At 50.2% G+C, this 23,431-nt stretch carries 17 protein-coding genes (1 of these 17 cut by a window edge); 13 read left to right on the forward strand and 4 right to left on the reverse strand.

Annotated features, from left to right (window positions below; genetic code table 11):
• Positions 1-623: the 3' portion of a DUF2161 domain-containing phosphodiesterase gene (locus E8L90_RS00330; RefSeq protein ID WP_137027500.1), read on the forward strand. Its footprint begins 205 nt before the window's first position; only the last 623 of its 828 coding nucleotides appear in the window; its start codon lies beyond the left edge, outside the window; its stop codon occupies positions 621-623.
• 30 nt (positions 624-653) lie between these two features.
• Here the strand turns inward: E8L90_RS00330 and E8L90_RS00335 are convergent, their stop codons facing one another.
• The 3 genes from E8L90_RS00335 to E8L90_RS00345 are packed head-to-tail and all read right to left on the reverse strand — an operon-like array spanning position 654 to position 2,460.
• Positions 654-1,859, reverse strand: coding sequence for an NAD(P)/FAD-dependent oxidoreductase (locus E8L90_RS00335; protein ID WP_137027501.1), 1,206 nt, complete (start codon positions 1,857-1,859; stop codon positions 654-656).
• Complete coding sequence (locus tag E8L90_RS00340; protein WP_137027502.1) at positions 1,856-2,191, reverse strand: (2Fe-2S)-binding protein; 336 nt, start codon at positions 2,189-2,191, stop codon at positions 1,856-1,858. The genes E8L90_RS00335 and E8L90_RS00340 overlap by 4 nt, the downstream gene beginning before the upstream one ends.
• Positions 2,188-2,460, reverse strand: a complete 273-nt coding sequence (locus E8L90_RS00345; protein WP_137027503.1) for a (2Fe-2S)-binding protein — start codon at positions 2,458-2,460, stop codon at positions 2,188-2,190. Before E8L90_RS00345 ends, E8L90_RS00340 begins: the two co-directional genes overlap by 4 nt.
• Positions 2,461-2,608: 148 nt before the next feature.
• Here E8L90_RS00345 and E8L90_RS00350 point away from each other — a divergent pair, with 148 nt between their 5' ends.
• From E8L90_RS00350 to E8L90_RS00360, 3 genes are all read left to right on the forward strand, one after another.
• Positions 2,609-3,676: a M24 family metallopeptidase gene (locus E8L90_RS00350; RefSeq protein WP_137033200.1), complete on the forward strand. Its 1,068-nt coding sequence runs from the start codon at positions 2,609-2,611 to the stop codon at positions 3,674-3,676.
• Between the two features lie 223 nt (positions 3,677-3,899).
• Positions 3,900-5,555 carry a peptide ABC transporter substrate-binding protein gene (locus E8L90_RS00355; protein WP_137027504.1) on the forward strand — a complete coding sequence of 552 codons (1,656 nt, stop codon included), beginning with the start codon at positions 3,900-3,902 and terminating at the stop codon, positions 5,553-5,555.
• A gap of 21 nt (positions 5,556-5,576) precedes the next feature.
• Complete coding sequence (locus E8L90_RS00360) at positions 5,577-6,026, forward strand: ABC transporter substrate-binding protein (RefSeq protein WP_137027505.1); 450 nt, start codon at positions 5,577-5,579, stop codon at positions 6,024-6,026.
• A 599-nt stretch (positions 6,027-6,625) separates the two neighbouring features.
• Here the strand turns inward: E8L90_RS00360 and E8L90_RS00370 are convergent.
• Positions 6,626-8,314, reverse strand: coding sequence for a sigma-54 interaction domain-containing protein (locus E8L90_RS00370; RefSeq protein WP_137027506.1), 1,689 nt, complete (start codon positions 8,312-8,314; stop codon positions 6,626-6,628).
• Positions 8,315-8,508: 194 nt separating this feature from the next.
• Between E8L90_RS00370 and E8L90_RS00375 the strand changes: the two genes are divergently transcribed.
• The 9 genes from E8L90_RS00375 (at position 8,509) to nagB (ending at position 23,356) form a co-directional block, all read left to right on the forward strand.
• Entirely contained in the window at positions 8,509-9,702 is a 1,194-nt protein-coding gene (locus E8L90_RS00375) for an NAD(P)/FAD-dependent oxidoreductase (RefSeq protein ID WP_137027507.1), read from the forward strand.
• Positions 9,699-10,724, forward strand: coding sequence for a 4-hydroxyproline epimerase (locus E8L90_RS00380; protein ID WP_137027508.1), 1,026 nt, complete (start codon positions 9,699-9,701; stop codon positions 10,722-10,724). The genes E8L90_RS00375 and E8L90_RS00380 overlap by 4 nt, the downstream gene beginning before the upstream one ends.
• A gap of 32 nt (positions 10,725-10,756) precedes the next feature.
• Positions 10,757-11,641, forward strand: coding sequence for a dihydrodipicolinate synthase family protein (locus tag E8L90_RS00385; protein ID WP_137027509.1), 885 nt, complete (start codon positions 10,757-10,759; stop codon positions 11,639-11,641).
• Positions 11,642-11,654: 13 nt separating this feature from the next.
• A complete protein-coding gene (locus tag E8L90_RS00390; RefSeq protein WP_137027510.1) occupies positions 11,655-13,094 on the forward strand; it encodes an aldehyde dehydrogenase family protein in 1,440 nt (479 codons plus the stop codon).
• Between the two features lie 42 nt (positions 13,095-13,136).
• Positions 13,137-14,141 (forward strand): proline racemase family protein, encoded by a 1,005-nt coding sequence (locus tag E8L90_RS00395; RefSeq protein WP_137027511.1) that lies wholly within the window; start codon positions 13,137-13,139, stop codon positions 14,139-14,141.
• A gap of 153 nt (positions 14,142-14,294) precedes the next feature.
• On the forward strand, positions 14,295-14,663 hold the full coding sequence (locus tag E8L90_RS00400; protein ID WP_137027512.1) for a YisL family protein: 369 nt from the start codon (positions 14,295-14,297) through the stop codon (positions 14,661-14,663).
• Positions 14,664-14,806: 143 nt separating this feature from the next.
• Positions 14,807-21,376, forward strand: coding sequence for a carboxypeptidase regulatory-like domain-containing protein (locus E8L90_RS00405; protein WP_244297112.1), 6,570 nt, complete (start codon positions 14,807-14,809; stop codon positions 21,374-21,376).
• 118 nt (positions 21,377-21,494) lie between these two features.
• The gene (locus E8L90_RS00410) at positions 21,495-22,388 is read left to right on the forward strand and encodes a MurR/RpiR family transcriptional regulator (RefSeq protein WP_137027513.1); all 894 of its coding nucleotides are present in this window, start codon (positions 21,495-21,497) and stop codon (positions 22,386-22,388) included.
• Between the two features lie 203 nt (positions 22,389-22,591).
• Positions 22,592-23,356, forward strand: coding sequence for a glucosamine-6-phosphate deaminase (gene nagB, locus E8L90_RS00415; protein ID WP_137027514.1), 765 nt, complete (start codon positions 22,592-22,594; stop codon positions 23,354-23,356).
• The last annotated feature ends 75 nt before the right edge of the window (positions 23,357-23,431 follow it).

Here is a 23,431-nt window from a genome sequence, read left to right on the forward strand (position 1 = left end):
CCGATTTTGTTTATATGGCAATCCCGAAGCCCAAATACAAATTGTTTTCGAAAAAATGGCAAGATATAAGTTACTTGGTTAGGCGTCTCGAGCTTGGTCTCATTCTCGTGTCCTTTCCAAAAAGAGGGCCCGCAGTCATGGAAGTGAATATTTCACCAGGACCGTTTGATCGGGTAAAAAGCAAGCAATTCAATCAAAAAAAGCGAAACCGCATCATTGAAGAGATGCGGGGAAGATACGGCGATTACAATGTTGGCGGCAGTTATCAAACCAAGCTCATGACGGCCTACAAGCAGAGCTGCATTCAAATTGCGACGTTGCTTCAGCAGGATGGGCCGTTATCGCCTAAATTACTCAAGAGTAAAGGGGCAGGAGAGAAAACCTCGTCGATTCTTATCCAAAATCATTATGGGTGGTTTACCCGTGTGCAACGAGGGCTGTATGCGATCACGCCGACAGGGGAGAGAGAAATCGCGGAATATCCTGAGCTCATTGCTTACTATCGAGAACAGGCAGAGGAAATACACAATACGCTTACTCTAGAATTCGAGGTGTCATCCTCATCAACAACCAAAGCACAGTCCAGAAAGAAAAAACAAAGGCAGCCTGCCGTGAAGGAATGACAGGCTGCCTTTTCCTATTGAAGGAATGAATTAGTGCGCGATCCATTCTGCTGTCATTTGCCCCACCAGTGCGCGCCCAGCCACAATGTCTGGATCGAACTGAATCGTTGCGTTTTGGCGGACGATTTTCACCTGTTGAATGGCATCCGATAATGGCTGTTCATTCGTCAGCTTTCCCCGAGCTTTTGCGATAGAAAGTCCCGCGACTGTGCCTTGAGCCATTGCTACTTTGGCACTTTCAATTCCCGTGATATTGCCAGCAACATAGAGTCCAGGGACTGGCGTTCGCATGCTTTCATTGTGTAAGGGGACATGCCCACCTAAGGAGGGAACATAGGCAAAGGGGCACCCAGCAATCGCTGCCAATTCGGCGAGTGGACTTAATCCGCCTGCGATACAGACAAAATCAGCTGGAATGACTTGTTCGGTTCCAGCTATGGGTGAACCATCGGCTGCAACCTGGGCGATACGGACACCCTCGACCTGAAAGGTTCCGACGATTTCCAGTGCTGCTGTTCGCAGTTGAATCGGGATGTCCCACATAGAAAACCCGCTGGAGGGATAGAGGGACACTGCCAGTTTTTGCATCCAAGAGCTTCCCATCAGTTTGCTCCCCAGACGAATCATCAGAGAAGGGGCCAGATGGGCGACGCGCAATAAGGATTGCATCACGGCTTTTGGTTGCCCAGCAGTGCCACTCACAGTCGTACTAGGTGGGAGAATCATTCGATCCAAGGTAACTCCAGCCAGCTGCAATTCCCGGGATATCGCCACCGATAAGATATTAATTCCTACGACGACTCCGCGTTGTCCTACTCGGACGCGCTGCACATTCGTCATGACTTGAGCAGCTCCGATGGACATTACACCAGGTAACGTCCAGCCTGGCACGGGTACAGCTGCTTCAGAAGCCCCTGTTGCGATCAGGAGCAATGGGACTGTCATTTCCCCCTGCGTTGTAGAGACGACCCAGCCATTCCGGGATTGCGTCAAATGGAAAACGGAGACGCCGCAGATGATCTCTACACCGAGATGTCTCGCTTCCTCCGTGAGTCGGGCTGCCTCATCTAGTCCATTCCACCACACACCGTCCGGTTCTTGGTGAAGCTGTCCAAGCAAACGGCCCCCAGGGCGATAAAACTCATCAACTACACGAACAGCCAATCCCTGCCTAGCACTTGCAATTGCTGCAGATAAGCCCGCAGGTCCAGCCCCGATGATGAGAAGGTCGATCATGCCCCATGCCCTCCTTTTTTCAAGGGAGTAGGAAGGAGAGAGCCAGCGTTCACTTGCATGCCTTCCTGCACAAGTGTCATACAAGCACGCACGGTAGGGACACCATCAACATGGACGCGACATTCATAGCAGTGACCGATATTGCAATAAATTCCTCGCGGTGTTCCTTTTTCCTCATGCACCCGAAGCGTACGAACCCCTGCGGCCAATAGGGCTCCCGCAATCGTCTCGCCTTCGTAAGCCGTATAGACAGTGCCGTTATAATAAAAAGAAAGTTGCTTTCTGTCCCCGAGTGAACCGAGGACCGGATGGTGATCAATTCGTTGACTCATGCCCGTTGCCCCCCAAGCGTTTGAAATGAGACAGGACGAATAGGCGGTTGGTATCCAAGAGGTACAGTATGAGAAGGCGCTTGGCCAGTTACTTGCTGAATGACCTGATCGATCAATGTACGGCAGGTTCTCCCACCACAGCAGCCCATTCCGGCTCTGGTCCGTAGCTTCAGCTCGCGTGCGGTACATGGATAGGCTTGGGCGGTCTCTACCAATTCGGCGAGAGTTACTTCTTCACAACGGCAGATAATCAATGGATGCGATTCCATGATGAAGCCTCCTTTCATTCTTGCTTGATGAAAAAATGCAAGTGTCGTGCCATGGAAAGCAAGTGAGATCGTCCTGGCTGGCACAATACTTGCTGAATATTCTCAAAGAAATAGCCCAATCACGACAAACAAAAGAGGGATGACAGAGATGGAAAAAGTAACAAGACTGCGTGAGCAATTCGATTCAATTGGGATTGACGGGATGTTGATCACGAATGGACAAAACCGCCGATACCTCACAAACTTTACAGGTACATACGGAGTTGTCCTCATTTCAAGAGACCAGGCCAAGCTCTTCACAGATTTCCGTTACACAGACCAAGCGAAAGCACAAGCAACAGGGTTTGAAATCGTTTATTTGCCGACAAAAGAATCCGTTTACAGCGAAGTAGCACGCCAGGCGGAAGCGATGGGGATCAATCATCTCGGCTTTGAGGAGGAGAATGTCTCGTTTGCTTTGCAGCGCAAATACAGCGAGGCCGTCCAAACAGCATTTATTCCGACATCAGGTGTTATTGAGGGGTTGCGTATGATTAAGACAACGGAAGAACTGGCGATCATCCGAACGGCTGCCCAAATCGCTGATGCGGCATTCTCCCATATTACTTCCTTCCTGCGTCCTGGAATCACAGAGCTTGCGGTGTCTAACGAATTGGAAATGTTCATGCGAAAAGAAGGAGCGTCGGGTTCTGCTTTTGACATCATTGTTGCTTCTGGCTATCGTTCCGCACTTCCTCATGGCGTAGCGAGTGAAAAAATGATTGAAGCCGGAGACATGGTCACGTTGGACTTTGGTGCATTGTACCAAGGGTATCGCTCTGATATTACTCGAACAGTTGCTGTTGGCACCCCTGATGAACAGCTCAAAGCCATCTACGAGATCGTTTTGGAAGCACGCAATCGGACTGTTGCAGGCATTCGTCCTGGTATTACCGGAAAAGAGGCAGACGCCTTCGCACGGGACTACATCACAGAGCATGGTTATGGTGAGCGATTTGGACATGGAATGGGGCATGGAGTGGGCCTCGATATTCATGAGGAGCCATTTATGTCCACTCGTTGCACCGCTGTTCTCCAAGAAGGCATGATTTTGACTGTGGAGCCGGGGATTTATATCCCAGAGCTTGGTGGGGTCCGTATCGAAGACGATCTGGTTGTCACACAGAGTGGCAATGAGGTGCTTACACACTCACCACGCGAATTGATCATTTTGTAAATGGAGAGACAAAAGCCTTGGCCGAGCAAGTGGGCCGAGGCTTTTTTGGTTAACAGTGGTGTGTCTAAGTTTTGAAACACCACAAGGTATACAGTGTACAAAAACATTTACAACAACTAAAGCTAGAACGAAGCCACTGCCGCCATCAATTTTGGCACATCTCTTGCATTCTGATAATTCAGAAAACAAACGCATGACGACTGAACAATGGGGGGTTGATTAAATGAAAAAAAGTATGTTCGCAGTAATGAGTAGCCTAACAGTCATGGGATTAGCGTTAGCAGGATGTGGAGGAGGGCAGCCAGCCGAGCAAGCGTCGCAGAGTGGACAGTCGAACACACAGCCAGCACCTGCCAACACGGCTAATGAACCAGCAAAAGCACAAGTCCTTCGCTGGAATCTTCACTCCGAACCACCTACAGGTGATCCTGGACTTGCGGAAGACACGACTTCTGCTGCCATCGTTAAAGCAGTTTTTGATGGGCTGACACGTATCGGGTCTTCGGGCAAGCCAGAGGAAGCAGTAGCCGAGAAGATCGAAGTATCGAGTGATATGAAAACATACACCTTCAAGCTGAGAGACTCCAAGTGGAGCAACGGAGAACTGGTAACAGCCCACGATTTCGAATACGCGTGGAAGCGAGCTCTCGATCCGAAGACAGCGTCCAATTACGCCTACCAGCTCTATTACATCAAGAATGCGGAGAAGGCCAACAAAGGGACTGGCAGCTTGGATGATGTCGGCGTAAAAGCATTGGATGACAAGACCCTCCAAGTAGAGTTGACGAATCCAACTCCGTTTTTTCTGGAGCTAACCGCGTTCCAAACTTATTTCCCGGTAAATAAAAAGGTAGTCGAGGCAGATGGAAAATGGTCTGGAGAAGCCAAAACATACGTAGGAAATGGTCCATTCAAAATGGAGTCTTGGGAACACAAAAGCAGAATGGTACTCGTGAAAAACGACAACTACTGGGACAAAGATAGTGTCAAGCTGGACAAGATTGAGTTCTCGATGGTGGAGGATGAAAACACAGAGCTGTCCATGTTCGAAAATGGCGAAATTGACTGGGCAGGCAGTCCGTTAAGCTCGCTGCCAACAGATGCGATGCCAGCGCTTAAAGACAGTGGAAAACTGCAAGTGAAGCCTGTCGGTGCTACCTACTGGTACAAGTTCAACACAGAGAAACCTCCGTTCAATAACGTAAAGATTCGTAAAGCTTTTGCCTACGCCATTAACCGTCAAACCTTGATCGACAATGTACTCCAAGCGAATCAGCAACCAGCGATGGCAGCAGTTCCTCCGACAATGGGACTCAATGCAGGCGGTTATTTCAAAGACAATGATCAAGAAACGGCCAAAAAGCTGTTAGAAGAAGGACTAAAAGAGCTGGGCCTCTCTAAACTGCCACCGATCAAACTTAGCTACAACACGTCCGAAGGGCATAAAAAGATCGCAGAAGCGATTCAGGACCAATGGCGCCAAAACCTTGGAGCCGAAGTGAAGCTGGAAAATCAAGAATGGAAGGTGTATCTCGAGACCATGCACGAGGGCAACTACCAGGTCGGGCGTCTTGGCTGGTCGGGTGATTTCAACGATCCGATCAACTTCCTGGAGCTATTCAAGGAAAAGGAAGGAGGAAACAATGATACGCGCTGGGAGAATCCGAAATTCAAAGAGCTATTGAATCAGTCCTCTACTGAGAGTGATCCGGAAAAGCGCAAGGCGATTCTGCGCGAAGCCGAGCAAATCATGATGAATGAAATACCGATTATGCCGATCTATTTCTATACGCATACATGGGTGAAGAATGACAAGGTAAAAGGAATCTTCCAAGATGGTCTAGGCGCAATCGACTGGAAATGGGCATCAATCGAATAATATTCGAATGGGGGATGGGCTATGAAAAAATGGGGAAGTGTGATAGTCGTTGGTGCGAATTTACCAGTTATTGGTAACGATGCAACGGATGGAAGAGACATGCAAAACGCCATTGAAATGGGTGTCAAAAAAATAAATGACAGCGATGGAGTGATTGGAAAAAAATTGAGGATCGAAGTAGCTGATGATGGCTACGATCCAAAAATAGCGACGACAGCAGCCAACTCAGACAGATTACCAGCTCAAGGCTATGACACCCTCTTTTTGATCAATAGCCTAACCCCAGATCAAGCACAAACCGCAGCAGATTATATGGCAGCGAACCAAGCGGAAAAAGTCGTGCTCATCCATGACGATTCTACCTACGCCAAATGCTTGGATGATTTTGCCAAAACGTCCGTTGAAAAATCCGGCGGTGCCGTCATTGCGTATGAGGCAATCAACCATGGAATTGATCCGTATTTTGTCTGAGTTGTTACCGCCGAAAGAGGGGCGAAGGTTTCCTGATTTTTGTTTGCGTTGGCGTGCGTTATTTGGGTGTAAAAAGCGGCTGTAGTGGAGGGAAGAAGCGGATTTCCAGTCTACGCTTCGGCCTACGCCCCGCAAGGAGGGATTGACTGCCCGCTCCGGAATGAATGGCGGGAGCGCTTCAAACGTAGAAGTTTCGAAGAAGTATTCCATAAGTGAAGCTTAAATTCCCCGCCATTCATTCCTACGCTGGGATGGGCTCCAGAGGCGCTTGGACTGGAAATCCGCTTCTTCTTACGTAGCTTTTGTAAAACATTATTAAAGTCACTTCAAGAAGGAAAACCGCCTGTTCGCGATCATTTAGTCTTCAAAACGAACTAAGAATGCTTCACAATCATGATTCAATAACTCAAATGATCAGCAAGCACAAGAAATCTACCATGACCAACCCCAAAAACGATTTGAAAAGCTCGATGAACGTTAACAGCTCGAAAGCCCTGTTACATGTTTGGAAGGAGACCGCCCGAACGAAGAGAGGATACAGGCGACTGGAAAACATGTGGCAGGGCTTCCCCAACACAACCGTTTTGAGACAACATTTTTTACTTCCCCAATTTGTTATACAGTGTGGCCCGCGATATGCCAAGTCTTTTCGCAGCAGCCTGCTTGTTGCCGTTTTCCAGCTCGATGGCTCGCAATATGACACGGCGCTCATGCGCTTCGATTTCTTCTTGCAGCGAAAACAGATCGGGAGGGAGCTCAATCGGTACCTGTTTCGTCTGACCTTGCAGGGGATACGGTAAGTCCTCTTCTTTGATAATACCGTCTGTCGCAAATACCACCAATCGCTCAATCGCATTTCGCAGCTCGCGAATGTTGCCTGGCCAGTCGTATTGGAGCAGGTTTTGCATCACATTTTGCGAGATGGCATGAATGGGACGGTTATAACGTAAAGAGAATTCATAGAGAAAGAAGTGGGCGAGTTCAATCGTATCTTCAATGCGTTCTCGAAGCGGAGGAATTTTCAGCGTCACTACATTGAGCCGATAGAACAGGTCTTGGCGAAACTTTCCTTCCTTCACTACCTCCTCCAAATTTTTATTCGTGGCGGCAACCACGCGGAAGTCCGCCTCGATCTGCTTGGTCCCTCCGACCGAATAATACTTTTTCTCTTGAAGCACGCGAAGCAGCTTCACTTGCATATCGAGTGGCATTTCTCCTACCTCGTCGAGAAACAGCGTTCCTCCACGTGCCAGCTCAATCATTCCTTTTTTCCCTTTTTGATCCGCACCAGAAAAGGCACCTTTCTCGTACCCGAACAGCTCGCTTTCAAACAAAGTAGGCGAAATCGCACCGCAGTTGATGGCGATAAAGGGCGCATTGGAGCCTTCCCGCACATCATGCACCGCTTTGGCGAAAAGCTCCTTACCGACGCCGCTTTCCCCTGTGATCAAGACGGTTGCTTGCGTAGCGCTGAGCTTTTGGATCATGGACTTGATATGACGAATGGGGAGACTCGTTCCCTTGATCTGTGCAAATGGATCGGGCGTCGGACTGAGCTTCGCCATTTCCTGCTGCAAGTGATTTACTTTTTTATTGGCGTTCAACAGCTCCTGGTTCAGTCTCAACTGGCTCGTGATATCGGTTTCCGCTGCAACAGCACCAATGATTTTGTCATGCAAATAGATCGGATTGGTATTGATGAGCACGACGAGATCCTCCCGTGGCTGATGCTGATGACGGTAGAGAGACTGTCCACTTTGCAGAGATTTGAGTGTTTCAAGCATTTCGAGCGGGAAAAATTCGGTGATCGGGCGGCCAATCGTTTCTTTTGCTTTCAAGGAAAAGATTCGTTCAGCACCTTCTGTCCAAACCATCACACGCGCTTTTTCATCGATGACGGATATGGATGCATCCATGGTTTTGATCATCGTCTCGAAATACGCTTCCAAAATCTCATACGAGGAAAAAATGGCTTGTATGATTACACCTCGATGAAGATAGCCGACTGGGACACCAGGCTGTTTTTCGATTAGGAGATAGTTGTGAGTAGCTAGCAGGCGGATGGCGTCGGCAAAAGTTGAATCTAGTGTCGTCACAGCGGCTGGTTCCCAAGGGGCTTGTGTGCAATCGGTCGTCAAATGGGCGGAATCGGCGACATACCAGCTGGTTTGACGCTGGGCAAATACAGGAACGGTTTCGTCCCATTGAGGAGGGAAAAGCTCTTGATCGTTGAAAATCCGCATGTTTGTCTGTATCAACTCGGTTAAGGCAGGAAGTTTGTGATTCAACTCGATCATCCCTTTTAAAAGAGGTCGTTAAAGTGTATAAAATTCCGAACATTTTCTCATTTATTATACATTCGCTCTTTTCGTTGTCAAAGAATTTAGACGGGATATTTTGAGAATCTCGCTTGGGACGATTGGCATGGCTTTTGCAAAAAAGAGTAAGAGAGTAGCAGAATACGCATTTGAGGAGAATCAGCATGACAGTACAAACCCATGCGCAGATTGCAGTAATTGGCGGTGGCATCATCGGCGCGGCGATTGCGTATTACGCTGCGAAGGCTGGATTGGATGTCGTTGTCCTGGAAAAAGGCGAGTTGGCATCCGGGACGTCCTCGCGCTGTGACGGGAATATTTTGGCGATCGACAAGGACCCAGGCTTTGACAGTCAGATGTCCCTGAAAAGCCAGATGCTCGTTGACCAGCTGAGCCGAGAGCTGGACCATACGTTTGAATATCGGGCACCGGGGAGCATTCTCGTCTGCGAATCAGAGGCGGAGATGGAAGCCGCTCATGAATGGGTGCGACGGCAAAAAGAAGCCGGACTGCCGTTTCGGATGCTGGACCGAGCGGATATTCGGCAGGAGTCGCCTTACTTTGCCGACGACTTGCTGGGAGGCTTGGAGTGCGCCACCGATTCTACTGTCAATCCGTACATGCTGACCTTTGCCCTGTTTGAAGGAGCGAAAAAGCATGGAGCGAGGATCATGCGCCGTACAGAGGTCAAGTCGCTCAGACGTGATCAGGCGACGGGAACGTTTCACATCGAGCTTGGTACAGGAAGCATGACAGCCAAGCAGGTCGTCAACGCCGCAGGGGTGTGGGCGCCAGTCATTGGCAAAATGGTCGGGGTGGATATTCCGATCGTTCCGCGCAAAGGGCATTTGATCGTCGCCTCGAGACAGATGCCTGTCGGCGTGCGAAAGGTGATGGAATTCGGCTACCTCATCTCGAAGTTTGGCGGCGTGCGACAAGTAGACGAGGAGACAGAGAAGTATGGAGTCGCGCTCGTATTTGAACCGACAGAAAGCCAGAATTTCTTGATTGGCTCCAGTCGTCAGTTTGTCGGCTTCGACACGCGGATTGATCTGAATGTCGTCAGGTGCATGGCGAGTAGAGCACTGCGTTTTTATCCAAAGATCGCCGACTTCGCCATCATCCGCACCTATTGCGGTTTGCGCCCGTGGACTGAGGATCACTTGCCGATTATTTCTCGTGTAGAGGAAGTACCCGGTTACTTTATCGCGGCTGGTCATGAAGGAGATGGAATCAGTCTGGCAGCCGTCACAGGCAAGCTGGTGTCCGAGATGCTAGTCGATCAGACAGACACCATCATTCCAACAGAGCCGCTATGCTTGGACCGGTTTACGAAAAAAGGAGTGTTGCATCCATGAAAGCAACGAGGGTGTTTACCACCATTGACACGCATACCGGGGGAAACCCTACCCGCACGGTAATCAGTGGTCTGCCAAAGCTTACCGGAGCCACGATGGGAGAAAAAATGCTCGAGATGAAGGCCGAGTACGACTGGATTCGCACGTTTTTGATGTATGAGCCGCGTGGGCATGATGTGATGTCCGGCGCCTTGATCGTTGATCCATGTCACCCGGATGCAGATGTAGGAGTGATCTATATCGAGACAGGCGGATACTTGCCGATGTGCGGTCACGATACGATCGGTCTATGTACCGCGCTGGTGGAGACAGGCATGATACCTGTGACTGAGCCTGTGACAAATCTTACGCTCGATACGCCAGCAGGATTGGTCGAGGTAGATATACAGGTAGAGGGAGGGAAAGCCAAGGAAGTATCGTTTGTGAACATTCCAGCCTTCCTCTACCAAAAAGATGTGACGGTAGAAGTAGAAGGGATTGGGGAGGTGACCTGCGATATTGCGTACGGTGGAAACTTTTATGCCATCACAGATGCACGCAAGCTCCATCTCGAACTGACGCCAGCTCATGCATCCACCATTGTCGATACGGCCGTCGCGATTCGAAAAGCGATGAATCAGGCGATGGAGATCGTTCATCCAGAGAAGCCGTTTATTCGCGGACTGACCCATGTGGAGTTCTATACAGCCCCCGACATTCCAGGAGCCGATGTGAAAAATACCGTCGTCGTACCACCTGGCGGAATAGACCGATCGCCATGTGGTACGGGCACTTCCGCCAAGCTGGCGACCTTGTTTGCCAAGGGGGAGATCGGGATAGACGAACCGTTTGTACATGAGAGCATCGTCGGTTCTCTGTTTACAGGAAGAGTACTGCAGGTGACGGAGGAAGGCGGGCTGCCTGCTGTCATCACCCGAATTGCAGGCTCGGCCTGGCTGATGGGCAAGCATACGATTTTTTACAATCCGGAAGACGAGCTGGCGAATGGCTTTTTGCTTATCCCAGCCGCAACTGATCACTAAAACAAAGCCCAAATGGGAGAGGAGAATGAAAAATGGCAAGCTTTGAAGGAGTGTACGTGGCGATTGTCACGCCGTTTACAAACGATTATGAGGTGGATTACAAACGTTTGACGGAATTGTGTGACTGGCTGATTCAGGAGGGTGTAGACGGTCTGGTTCCATCCGGTTCGCTGGGTGAATACGCGACAATGACAGGAGAAGAGCGGGCAAAAGTCATTCATACCGTGATCGCAGCCGCAAAAGGTCGAGTTCCGGTGGTCGTAGGCTCTGCAGCTCCGTCTACCCGTCAAGCAGTGGAATGGGTGCAATTCTCCAAGGATGCGGGAGCAGCAGGTGTGATGGCATTGCCTCCGATTAACTACAAGCCATTGGAAAATGAAGTGTTTGCCCACTACGAGGCACTGAACACTGTCGGGCTACCGATCATTGCCTATAACAATCCGCACGACTACAAAATCGACCTGACACCGGACATTTTGGGAAGACTGGCGAAGTTTGAAAATATCGTCGCCGTGAAAGAATTCTCGGGTGATGTACGCCGCATGCAGGACATTCTCGCACAGACGGACTTGGAAGTCATGGTCGGTGTAGACGATCTCGTCATGGAGGGCGGCTTGATCGGGGCGACAGGCTGGATTTCGGGTGTACCAAATGCGCTGCCAAAAGAAGGAGTGGAGCTATTCCGTCTGGCACGGGCGGGTAAGCTCAGTGAAGCACAAGCGCTTTATCGTCGTTTGTTGCCACTGTTCCACTATGATGCAAGCCCACAGTTGGTACAGTCGATCAAATACATGATGGAGCTGGCGAATTTCCCAGTAGGACCGACTCGTCCGCCGCGTTTACCGCTATCTGAAGAATACTACGCGGGCATTAAAAAGGCGTTTGACTACGCAGTCGGCGCTGCGAGTGGACGATAGGGGGACGGGCAGCATGCACAGCAAAAACTGGATTGGCGGCGAATGGATGACGCCGTCAGGGAAGGAACTAACGGTCAAAAACCCTTCGCTTACTACAGAAGAAGTCGGCGTTCTGCATTTGTCTGAGCGATCACATGTTTTTGCCGCTGAACAGGCAGCTCGTGCGGCACAGATCGGCTGGGCAAAACAAACGGGTGCGGCTCGTGGCGAAATCCTTTTTCAAATGGCTGCCGCACTGGAGGCAAATGCAGACAGCTTGGCACAGCTGGCAAGTCGGGAAATGGGCAAGCAGCTTGGTGAGATGCGCGGAGAAGTGGCGCGTGGGGTCAGTCTGTTGCGCTATTATGCCGGAGAAGGGATGCGTTCCAACGGCAACCTAATTCCTTCTTCAGATACGAACGTGCTGCAATACAGCCGTCGTGTCCCGCTCGGAGTTGTGGCGGTCATCACACCATGGAACTTCCCCGTTGCGATCCCCATCTGGAAGATTGCCCCTGCACTCATTTGCGGGAACACGGTTATCTGGAAGCCAGCGGAAAATGGTTCGCTCACAGCGACACGACTAGCTGAAATATTTGCGGAAACAAAGCTGCCAGCAGGTGTGCTGAATCTGGTGATTGGCAAGGGCCGAGAGATCGGCAACACACTCACGAATGAAGCCGAAGTCGATGCAGTCAGCTTTACGGGTTCATCAGAAACAGGCAGACAGATTGCCATCGCGTGCGCGGGTCGGAACATCAAATATCAAACTGAAATGGGCGGAAAAAATGCGGCTGTCGTTTTGGCTGATGCTGATTTGGACAAAACCGTTCCGATTTTGCTCAGCGGCGCGTTTCGATCGGCTGGTCAAAAATGTACGGCTACCAGCAGGATCATTGTCGAAAAAGCGATCTACCAGCCACTTGTTGAGCGATTGCAAACGGCTATGGAGACATGCCGGGTAGGAGATGCCAGCGATCTGGAAGCGTATTTGGGGCCAGTTGCCTCGGCTGCACAGTATGAGACGGTTGGGCAATACATCGCCTTGGCTAATGATGAAGCAACAGTCATTGCCCAAAGCCCCTCCTATGCAAAAGAGGAGCAAGGCTATTACATCCGTCCCCAAATTGTTGAGGGTGTCGCTGCCTGTCATCGCCTCGTTCAGGAGGAAGTGTTCGGACCATTGGCTGTGCTTTTGACAGCAGACGGTTTTGAAGAGGCGGTGGAGCTGTGCAACCAGTCTATATACGGACTGAGTGCTTCGCTGTTCACCCGAGATTTGGCGAGTGCCCATCGCTTCTTAGATGTGGCGCAGGCAGGGATGGTTCGGGTCAATCAGGAGACGGCAGGTGTGGAATACCAGGCTCCATTTGGCGGGATGAAGCTGTCCAGCTCGCATACACGGGAGCAGGGTCAGGCGGCACTTGATTTCTACAGTACGACGAAAACATGCGCGATCAAATATGCTTGGTGATCATTGAGCTTTTCGCCAATCGCATAAAAAGGTGAGGATGTCATGCACATCAATCAGTTGTATACGACAATCGAGGCCCATACCGGAGGGGAGCCGCTGCGCATCATAACAGGCGGCATCCCACCGCTCGCAGGCAAGACGATTCTGGAGAAGCGACGATACTTTCGGGAGGAGCTGGACCATATCCGGCGAGTACTCATGTATGAACCGCGCGGGCATCATGGTATGTACGGTTGTGTCATGACAGAGCCCGTCAGCCCAGATGCGGCATTTGGAGTGCTGTTCATGCATAACGAGGGCTACAGTACCATGTGCGGGCATGGAATCATTGCGGTAGTGACAGCTGCCATTGAGACTGGAATACTTCGGCTGGAAGCTCCAACAGAGCGTATTGTGATAGATAGTCCGGCTGGAAGAATCATTGCACACGCCAACGTGGAAGAATCGATAGTCCATTCCGTCTCGTTTGAAAATGTTCCCTCCTTTGTTTTGGCACAAGACGTTCCCATTGAGTGGGGAGGACGTACTTTTTCCGTGGACATTTCTTTTGGCGGAGCATTCTATGCAGTTGTACAGGCAGAAGATATCGGGGTTCAGGTAGAAATGGAGCAATTGGCTGAGCTGCAAGAGTGGGGCAAGCGAATCAAGGAACAAATCGAGGCGAAAATGGAGGTTGTTCATCCATTGGAGCCTGAGCTTAAAGGAATTTATGGGGTGATTATCTCGGATAAGCCGAGAGTGGAAGGATCAGACCTGCGCAACGTAACGATTTTTGCCGACAAGCAGATCGATCGCTCACCATGCGGTACAGGGACTGCGGCTCGTGTAGCTACCTTGCATGCGCGAGGTAAGCTTTCTGCTGGAGAATCGTTTGTCCATGAAGGAATTGTCGGGAGCCAGTTTATCGGCAAGGTGGAAGCAACCACGCAGGTGGGCAGTTATCCGGCGGTCATTCCGAGCATAGAAGGCAAGGCGTTCATCACAGGTCTGCATCAATTTGTCGTGGACCCTACAGACCCGCTGAAAGACGGATTTTTACTGCGATAGGATCGTTTGTTAGAAAAAAAGAGGTTGCCGATCACAGGCAGCCTTTTTTTATTCCCAAAAAAGCCTAGTCACAATACTGCCACGCATTGGGACATCAGCATTTTTCCCCTTCTTCTGGTATAATGGACAAGATTGAATTTAGGAGTAAAGGGGTTGAACTTTTTGCCGTACAAAGCGTTAATTGAAGCGCATGTGGGTAGCTGGGAAGTCGCATTCGTGCTCTTGATCGTTGCCTACATCCTGTATTGCGTGGGCAAAGCAAAAGCAGGAAAGATCGTACATATGCTGCTCAGACTCATGATGGTCATCATTCTTGTATCGGGAGTTTGGATGCTTTTCGTGGGTCACGCAACAGATTTCTATTACTACGTGAAGGGCATCATCGCGGTTATCGCCTTTGGTTTGATGGAAATGTCCTTGGGCAAAGCAAAGCGACAAGAAGGCAGCATCGGCTTCTTCATCGGCTGTATTGTCGTATTGGTGCTGGTTATTCTGCTTGGCTATCGCGTATTTGTAAGATAGGCAATATAGGAAGGAAAAGGGTTTCCTCGCAAGAAATATTTGCGGGCGATGGCCCTTTTTTTGTTGGGACGGGCACGGATAAGCCAATTAGCAAAGAGAGTGTGGGGCCATATCACTCTATGTACATATGTTAGAGGGGAGAGGTGAGGAAAGAAAAAATGGCCTATCCGTCTGACAGTCAATTCATCCCGTTTATGCTCGGGGGAAGTCCATTCGGAGACGTCCCAAACGATGAAAGTCCCGGCTCTGCCGACTTGGTAGGAAACGCTACGTTTCCCGTTGCCTTTTTGGCGTATGATGGAACGTATCTCTACTTTCGGATGAGAGTCAATGAAGATCCAAGAAATTCGCAAAAAACAGGGTTTCAAAACTTTGCTTGGGGATATTTGATCAATACAACAGGAGTGGCTGGCACATACCAATGGATGTTGGGCGTGCAAGGCTTGCGCAACCGAGTTGCTTTGATTCAAAACACCATTGTTGAATTTAACTCCTGGAACGATCCGGCAGAGGGCACAAACGGCAGTGGAGCACCCAACTGGCAAGCGCCGATTATCAATTTTGACACGGCTCGTGTGCGGCTGACGAATGACGGCTCTAATTTTAGTGGCACTCCTGATTACTTCATCGATCTCGTCATGCCGGCTGCTACTTTTTTTTCAACGATCGGTGTTACCTCCCTTACTTCTATTCGCTTCCTCCCTTTTACCTCTGCAAATGACAATAATTACAACAAAGACTCTCTGCGAACAAGTGAAGGCTTTAGCTTTGAAAATTCCTTGAGCAATACGACTTCGGTGGCGACAGGAGACGTTCGGGCTAGCCTTGCCATCGATAAGCAAGTAACAGCAGGACCAACCGTTGTTACTACAGGACAACTATCGCAATGGACGGGATCGATCACTGTCACTAATACCGGAAAGAGCCAGGCAACGACAGTCGTTGTCAATGATTTGATCGAGTTGGATCAGGTAACGGCTTTTACGGTAAGCGCAACAAGTATCGGCTCTGTCATCTATAATCCCCTCACGAAGGTGCTCAGCTGGACAATCGGCAGTTTGGCCGCTGGTTCTACTGCCAGCTTGTCATTTACGGTCAGTGGGGTTTTCACGGTCTCTTCTGGCGGAACGCGGCGGTTAAACACAGCGACAGTCACTGGCGTAGACAGCTTTTCTGGCGGGACGCTTTCTCCTGTTTCGGATAATATTGTCATCACGGTTAACTTGGCTGGTAGTGTGGCTGGCGTGGTGCTTGACCAGTCCACGAACTTGCCTGTAGCAGGTGCGCAGGTCGCGCTGTATGATTCGATTCCCGTATTAATCGGAACGACGACGACAGACACAGATGGTGCCTATTCGTTTACTGGATTGGCTCCTGGTCTGTATTCTGTGTCGGTGACCGCGCCGACTTATAACTCCAAAATCCAATTCGTGAGCGTTTTGGCAGGGCAGACCACAAGAGCAGACATTTTGCTTCCTCAGAGTCCGGGTCAGGTGAACGGGGCGATAACAGATACCGGATTGGCTCCCATCTCTGGGGCGGTGGTAAAGCTCATTAATACGACAGGCGTGACTGTAAGTCAGGCAGTGACTAGTGGCGGGGGGACTTACCAGTTTACCAATGTCGTGCCGGGTGCCTACACCCTTGCAGTCAGTGCGGATACATTCCAGCCAGCAACAGTTGCAATCAATGTCATTCGAGCCCAGACGACTACACAAAATGTAGTGCTCCAAACATCCGTTGCCCAGCTCTCCGGACTGGTAACAGGTCCGGGCGGCATACCAATTGCCGGGGCATTGGTGGAAGTGCTGAGTCAGACAGGTATTACGTTAACGGTAACAACAACAGATGGAGCTGGTACGTATCTGCTGACCAAGCTAGCAGGAGGTATTTATCAAATCCGCGTCAGTGCCGCGGGCTTTTCCACACAATTAGCTGGAATCAGTCTGCAAGCGGGCGATGCCAAGGTACTTCATTTTTCTTTGGCGACTGCATTTGGAACGGTAAGTGGAACCATTTCCGATGCGCAAACGGGTGAAGGAATCCCAAATGCGAGCATCAAGGTGGTATCTCGCTCAGGGATTGCTGTAGGAGAGACAGTAACCGACGCGAATGGAGACTACGCTTTATCCTTACTTGGTCCGGAAAACTATGTTCTTACGGCTGCTGCAGAGGGGTATGCGGGCAAAACAGTTGGGATAGGGATCAATGCTGGAGCGACTACAGCGGTTGACCTCCAATTGGAAAAGCTGGCAGGGGTATTGAATGGGACTGTCTCGGATTCAGGGAGCAATCCGCTTGGTAATGCCACTGTCATTGTTATGAAGGGAATTGTTCCTGTGGCGCAGGCCATTACCGACAACGCTGGCACCTTTTCCTTTCCGCATTTGGCCCCAGGCACGTATACCGTGACAGCTTCGGCTTCTGGTTACTCCACTATTGTGTTGGGGGCAACTGTGCAGCCTCAGGAAATATCGTCCCTTGCTTTTGTCCTACAAGCATCTCCGGGATCAATCGCAGGACAGGTGGTCGACAGCGGCAATCAGCCGATTCAGGGTGCCGCTGTGATCGTAAGGGATAATACGGCAGCGGGCGCTGTCGTGGCTACTGTATTGACTGATGGGAACGGACAGTATGTGGTACCTAATTTGCTACCGCAGGCGTACGTTGTCATCGTATCTGCTCCAAATAAAACGACAGTAATCACAGGGGCAATCGTCACCACATTAACGACAACAATGGTGAATGTGCAGCTGGCAGACTTGCCGGGAAGCATTTCAGGTTCGGTTTTTGATGCTACCTCTGGTCTGCCGATCACTGGTGCTTCGATAGCGGTTAGCGTGTTGAACCAAGCAGGGGCAATCGTCGCCCATGCAAATAGCGATCTGTCGGGCAATTACCAGATCACAGGGCTTGCACCCGGAGTTTATACCATTACGGCTCGTGCAACCAATTATGAAACAAACAGTGCTTCCGCTACTGTGCTTGCCAACACAAATACGCCTGTCAGCTTGGCGTTGTTTGCGAGTCCGGGTGAGATCCAAGGGCAGGTGCTTGCTGCAGGGACACTACAGCCGATTGCCGGTGCACAAGTAAATGCACTCGATTTCAATGGCTCCGTCGTGCATTCGGTATACAGCGATAGTCAAGGAAGCTTTGCGATCACGGGCTTGGCGCAAGGTCAATACGTCATCAGTGCTTCGGCGGATGGTTTTCAGTCCAATCATGTCGGAGCCATTGTATTCGCGAATACAACTACTCCTGTCCAGGTTCAGCTCAATCAGGATTTCGGCACTATTAACGGTACAGTAGCTCCAGTCGTACCGGGAACGACCATTCAATTGTTTGATAACAATAACCTGTTGAAAGATACATTCGTTGCAGATGGAAATGGGGCATTTTCATTTTCAGGGGTCGCACCAGGCTCTTATATCCTTATCGCTACCGCTCCAAGCTACGCTGTTCAATCTGTTGGGGCGATCGTACAGCCAGGGCAGACGGCCACCGTTTCCTTTACGCTTATCCCGAATCCGGGCAGTATTTCCGGAACGGTGGAAGACACGGGTATGCAGCCGATTGTCAATGCCGTTGTCCGTGTTCTGGATTTGAATGAGACGACAATAGGGTTTGGCTATACGGATTCAAACGGGGCCTATACAATTGGTAACCTGCCTGCCGGATCATTTGTCGTGGTAGCAAGTGCCCCTGAATATGTTACAGGCTCGGTTGGTGTTGCACTTGGACCCGGTGAAAATAAGACTGGAGTAGACTTTGTTCTTGAGGCGAATGCAGGCGGGATTAGTGGACAGGTGACGGACGCAACGAATCCTGCGGTATTCATTGCAGGCGCCGTTGTACTGATTCGTTCCATAAGTAACGGAAGTGTAGTGGCTACAGCAAGCACCGACCAGACTGGCAGCTATTTGATTCAACATTTGTTGCCGGGTGCCTATACCGTCACGGTCAGTGCGCCTAGCTATGCAGATCAATCAGTAGGGGCCAATGTAGTCAGTGGAGAAACGACGGGGGCAAGTGTGGCGCTCTTGCCTTTGCCTGGGTCCATCGTGGGCAGTGTCATAAATAGCGTGGGTGTACCAATTACGGGAAGCGAGATCAGCGTCAAGCTGTTGGATAGCAATCAAGCCGTCAAACAGAGCTTGCTCGCGAATGAATCGGGTGTATTTTTCATTGGGAGTGTCTCTCCTGGCGTTTACACCGTGATCGCATCAGCGTCTGGATATGCCGTAGGAACTATTGGCGTGATCGTTGCAGCCAATACCGCAACTCCGACAACTGTCACGTTACCTGACTTGCCAGCGGCTATTTCGGGTGTAGTGACCAATCAGATGACGGGATTCGGGATTCCGGGAAGCACCGTGCTCATTACGGATGGCCATGGCGTTGTGTTTGCTCAATTATTGACAGATAATCAAGGCAATTTTTTGGCAGAGAAGCTTCCGCCGGGTGTCGTAAATGTAACGGTTTCTGCGCTGAATTTTGTATCCGTCTCGCAGGCGGTTATTTTGCAAGGGGGTATTACCACCAACCTTCAGCAGGCATTAGTTCCCAATCCCGGCAGTCTATCCGGCGTTGTGACTGACCTGGAGACGGGCCTGCCGATCATTGGCGCAACGGTAATCGTCTTTGATAGCACGCGTGCCGCCGTGGGCTCCGTACTGACAGATGCAACTGGTAACTTTTCGCTTGATCGGCTGGCTCCTGGAGGGTACACCGTCAATGTCAATGCAACTGGATATGCAAGCGATGTCGCTGGTGCACTGATACAAGCAGGGGCGGCGTCCGTATTAAGCTTTACGTTAAACGAGTTGCCCGGTGGGATAGCTGGTACTGTGCGAGAGGAAGATACGGCCTCACCGATTGCCGGTGCGGTCATTACCGTTCGACAAGGAAGTCCGTCTGGAACGATACTGGCTATTGTCCTGACGAATGCGCAGGGTCAGTATATGGTGAGTGGACTTTCCCCTGGGAGCTATACATTGATCGCAAGTGCTAAGGGATTCGCTGCTGAGGCTTCAACGGCTATGGTCGGATTGGGAGCGACTACCGGTCTTGATTTTTCTTTACAGAACCTGCCTGCAAATGTCACAGGCGAAATTAGTGACGCCCTTCTCAGCACACCTTTGCCGAATACGCTCGTTCGCTTGCTGGGCAACAATAACACGATTCTCTATTCTACCCAGACAGACGCTCAGGGAATATACTTCATTGATGGATTTGTGGCTGGCAATTACACGATTTTGGCAAGGAACGAAAGCTATCAGAGGGAGAGTGTCTCCTTTGATGTAGCTCCTGGGGGAACAGCTACAGTCAATATCCCACTGGACCCGAATCCTGGTGTTTTGCAGGGTACCGTCAGAGATGCGCTTGATGGCACGCCACTGGTAGGGGCAGAAGTATTGATCTATTTTCCTGGCACAAACAACTTGTTGTCTCGGACGATTACGGACGGTCTCGGTCAGTTTAAAATCGACGGTCTGGCGCCTTTAACCTATACACTTGCGATAAGCGCTCAACACTACACCACCCAGCCTGTTGGTGCGACGATCTTTTCCGGACAGACGACTACAATTGATGTGGGGCTTCCTCCCTTTCCTGCTGCTGTAACAGGTCAGATACAGGCTACTGGCGGAGGCGTTGTTTCCAATGCATTGGTACAGGTGAAGGATTCACATGGAACATTGTTCGGCAGTGCAATCACGGATGATTTGGGCAATTTCTCTGTTGGTAACCTTCCGCCTGGGACGTATTTGATTAGCGCAAGTGAAGATAGCTACGCAACAGCAACACAACGTATTACAGTAACGGCTGGACAGACAATAAGCGGGGTCATCCTCACGATGTCTGCTCTGCCAGGCAGCATCTTTGGTCAGGTGACCAATCAGTTGACGGGACTTCCGATCACGGGTGCGGCTGTTAACGTGCAACTGTTTGCCAATGGCCAATTTATCGCCAGCACCGTAACAAATCAGAGCGGGCAATTCCAGGCAAATGGCTTGACGGCGGGAGTTTACAATGTCATAGCAAGTGCAGATGGCTTTGGCACGCATTACAGCACTGTTACGGTCCTAAATGGGCAGACGACGGTAACAACGGTAGAGCTGCTGCCAATCGTGGGAACCATATCGGGGATCGTCCTCTTGCCAGATGGCACGCAAGCGAGCGGAAACAATATTCAATTATCGTTATTCCACTCAGACCAGACTCGCTTGCAAAATATTTTGGCTGAGCCAGACGGAACGTTCCATTTTGTCAATGTGGCTCCAGGTACGTATACCGTTGTAGGAACCATCCCGGGTATCGGTACTGGTCAAGCAGAAGCAGTCGTTTTGCCGAATCAAACAACCTTTATCATCATCCGCCTTTCTCAAACGGGTACGATACGAGGAACGGTTCGATCCGGTTTCACAGGCTTGCCAGTTGCTGGAGCGACCGTAATTGTGCAAATGCTGAATCAACCAAACAGAACGACCGTGGTCGTCCAAACGGACAGCATCGGCAGGTACAAGGTGACTGGTCTTGCTCCTGGCACCTACTTGGTTGTTGCCAATGCGATGGGGAGTGGAGAAGCGAGAGGGACAGTAACGCTAGGCGCAGGGGAAATCGTGACGCTCGATTTAGTTCTAGTTCCAGCAGCCATGAGCGGATCTTTTCGAGTCGCAACATGTCCGACCATTTTGTTTACCCCATTTTGATGGTTTGGAGAATTGCTCCACTTAAAAATATAAATATGGCGGATAACTCCTTTTTTGGTATAATAGCTGTAGAAATACGGCTATTTTGTTTTGGGTAAAAACAAGAGGAGCGAGCCATATGACGAAACAGCAAGAGGAGCAGTCCCATCCATTGACAGCTACCATCACGAAGACTAATACGCTTTTGCATATTCAGAGTCTCCTTCCCTCCTTTACGAAATCGGAGCAAAAGGTTGCCCATATCGTCTTACAGCAGACAGACAGCGTGATTTATTCATCGGTAATTGACCTTGCCGAAAAGGCGGGGGTGGGTGAGACCACCGTTTTGCGATTTTGCAGGAAAATAGGCTTCTATGGCTATCAGGAATTCAAGCTGGCGTTGGCGCAGGAATTGGTCAATCCAGTCAAAAATTTGCATGGCGAAGTAGGAGAAGACGATTCGCTGGACATCATTACGCACAAAGTAACCGCAACCAATCAACAGGCGATTGGGGATACCTCGGCCCTGTTCCAGATCGAACAGCTGGAGCGTTGTGTAGATCTTTTGCAAAAGGCAAACACGATCCATTTTTACGGGGTAGGTACGTCAGCGGTAACAGCTCAGGATGCCAAGTACACGTTTTTGCGGATCGGGCTTCGCGTGGACGCTTTTAATGAATCGCATCTGCAAGCGATGGCTGCAGCGACTCTGGGACCGGGGGATGTCGCGATCGGTTTGTCTGTATCTGGCAGTACGAAAGACACGATCGATTCATTGAAGGTCGCCAAACAGGCAGGCGCAACTTGCATTTGCCTGACGCACTATCGACGCTCGCCGATTACGAATGTAGCGGACATTACGCTTTTGACCGCAGCGCAAGAAGGTCCGTTGCAGGGAGGCTCTCTCGCAGCCAAAATTGCACAGCTGCATGTACTGGATGTGATCAGTACGACAATCACGATGCGCAACAAGGAAAAGGCCCTTTTCTATAAAGAGAGAACAGCGAAGGCTGTCCTAGAGAGAAAATACTAAGTGGTAGTTCAAAAAGTCGTCTTTTGATCATGGTGTAGTACAGGGAGCGAATTCGACTTCGAAATTGGCGTTCACCTTCGAAGTCCGGTGCTCATGTAGTTTACCTACACTCGGCTCCTCCTTCTTCAGGTTCTCGCCACTTTCTCGATGCTGAAAAGACGACTTTTTGAACTTATTTTTATATGGAATAGGAGTGGTTGGAAATGAAGCTCGTGATCGTGAAAGATTACGCGGAGCTCAGCAGAAAAGCTGCTGAATTACTCGTAAGCGAAGTAAAAGCAAATCCGAAGACCGTCTTTGGCCTTGCAACTGGAGGCACGCCGGTAGGGATGTACCGTGAGCTGATCAAGCTGTCGCAAGCGGCAAGCATCGATTTTTCGCAAGCGAGTAGCTTTAATCTGGATGAATACGTCGGACTTTCCTCGACCCATCCGCAAAGCTATCGCTCGTATATGCAAGAAAACTTGTTCAATCACATCAACATTCCTACGGAGAAAACACATGTGCCAGTTGGGAATACGACAGACCATTTGGCAGAGTGTGCACGCTATGAGGAAGCGATCCGATTGGCAGGTGGGATCGACATCCAGGTGCTGGGGATCGGCAATAACGGCCATATTGGCTTCAACGAGCCAGGATCTCCTGCCGACTCAGTGACACGCGTGGTCAAGCTCACTGATAGTACGATTGAAGCAAACGCCCGCTATTTTGATAGTGTGGATCATGTGCCGACTCAGGCAGTATCCATGGGGATCAACACGATTCTTGGCGCTAAAAAAGTCGTACTTCTCGCAAGTGGAGAGGCAAAGGCAGAAGCCGTGCGATTGATGCTAGAGGAAGAGCCTACGGCAGATGTCCCAGCCTCCTTATTGCAATTGCATAGAGATGTAACCGTCATTGTAGATCAGGAAGCAGCGAGCAAGCTGAACACCTCCGTACTGGCAGGAACCAAACCAAGCGGCAGCTAATGCACCGCTTGGTTTTTCTTTTGCTTGTTCACCAATCTGTTCCGAATACGCACTTGTTCCTTATGCTATACTGGG

Source organism: Brevibacillus antibioticus (genome assembly GCF_005217615.1).
Taxonomy (GTDB): Bacteria; Bacillota; Bacilli; order Brevibacillales; family Brevibacillaceae; genus Brevibacillus; species Brevibacillus antibioticus.

Coding starts and splice junctions, on each gene's coding strand:
- E8L90_RS00335 (WP_137027501.1), bottom strand. CDS start 1,859: ATGATCGACCTTCTCATCATCGGGGCTGGACCTGCGGGCTTATCTGCA.
- E8L90_RS00340 (WP_137027502.1), bottom strand. CDS start 2,191: ATGAGTCAACGAATTGATCACCATCCGGTCCTCGGTTCACTCGGGGAC.
- E8L90_RS00345 (WP_137027503.1), bottom strand. CDS start 2,460: ATGGAATCGCATCCATTGATTATCTGCCGTTGTGAAGAAGTAACTCTC.
- E8L90_RS00350 (WP_137033200.1), top strand. CDS start 2,609: ATGGAAAAAGTAACAAGACTGCGTGAGCAATTCGATTCAATTGGGATT.
- E8L90_RS00355 (WP_137027504.1), top strand. CDS start 3,900: ATGAAAAAAAGTATGTTCGCAGTAATGAGTAGCCTAACAGTCATGGGA.
- E8L90_RS00360 (WP_137027505.1), top strand. CDS start 5,577: ATGAAAAAATGGGGAAGTGTGATAGTCGTTGGTGCGAATTTACCAGTT.
- E8L90_RS00375 (WP_137027507.1), top strand. CDS start 8,509: ATGACAGTACAAACCCATGCGCAGATTGCAGTAATTGGCGGTGGCATC.
- E8L90_RS00380 (WP_137027508.1), top strand. CDS start 9,699: ATGAAAGCAACGAGGGTGTTTACCACCATTGACACGCATACCGGGGGA.
- E8L90_RS00385 (WP_137027509.1), top strand. CDS start 10,757: ATGGCAAGCTTTGAAGGAGTGTACGTGGCGATTGTCACGCCGTTTACA.
- E8L90_RS00390 (WP_137027510.1), top strand. CDS start 11,655: ATGCACAGCAAAAACTGGATTGGCGGCGAATGGATGACGCCGTCAGGG.
- E8L90_RS00395 (WP_137027511.1), top strand. CDS start 13,137: ATGCACATCAATCAGTTGTATACGACAATCGAGGCCCATACCGGAGGG.
- E8L90_RS00410 (WP_137027513.1), top strand. CDS start 21,495: ATGACGAAACAGCAAGAGGAGCAGTCCCATCCATTGACAGCTACCATC.
- nagB (WP_137027514.1), top strand. CDS start 22,592: ATGAAGCTCGTGATCGTGAAAGATTACGCGGAGCTCAGCAGAAAAGCT.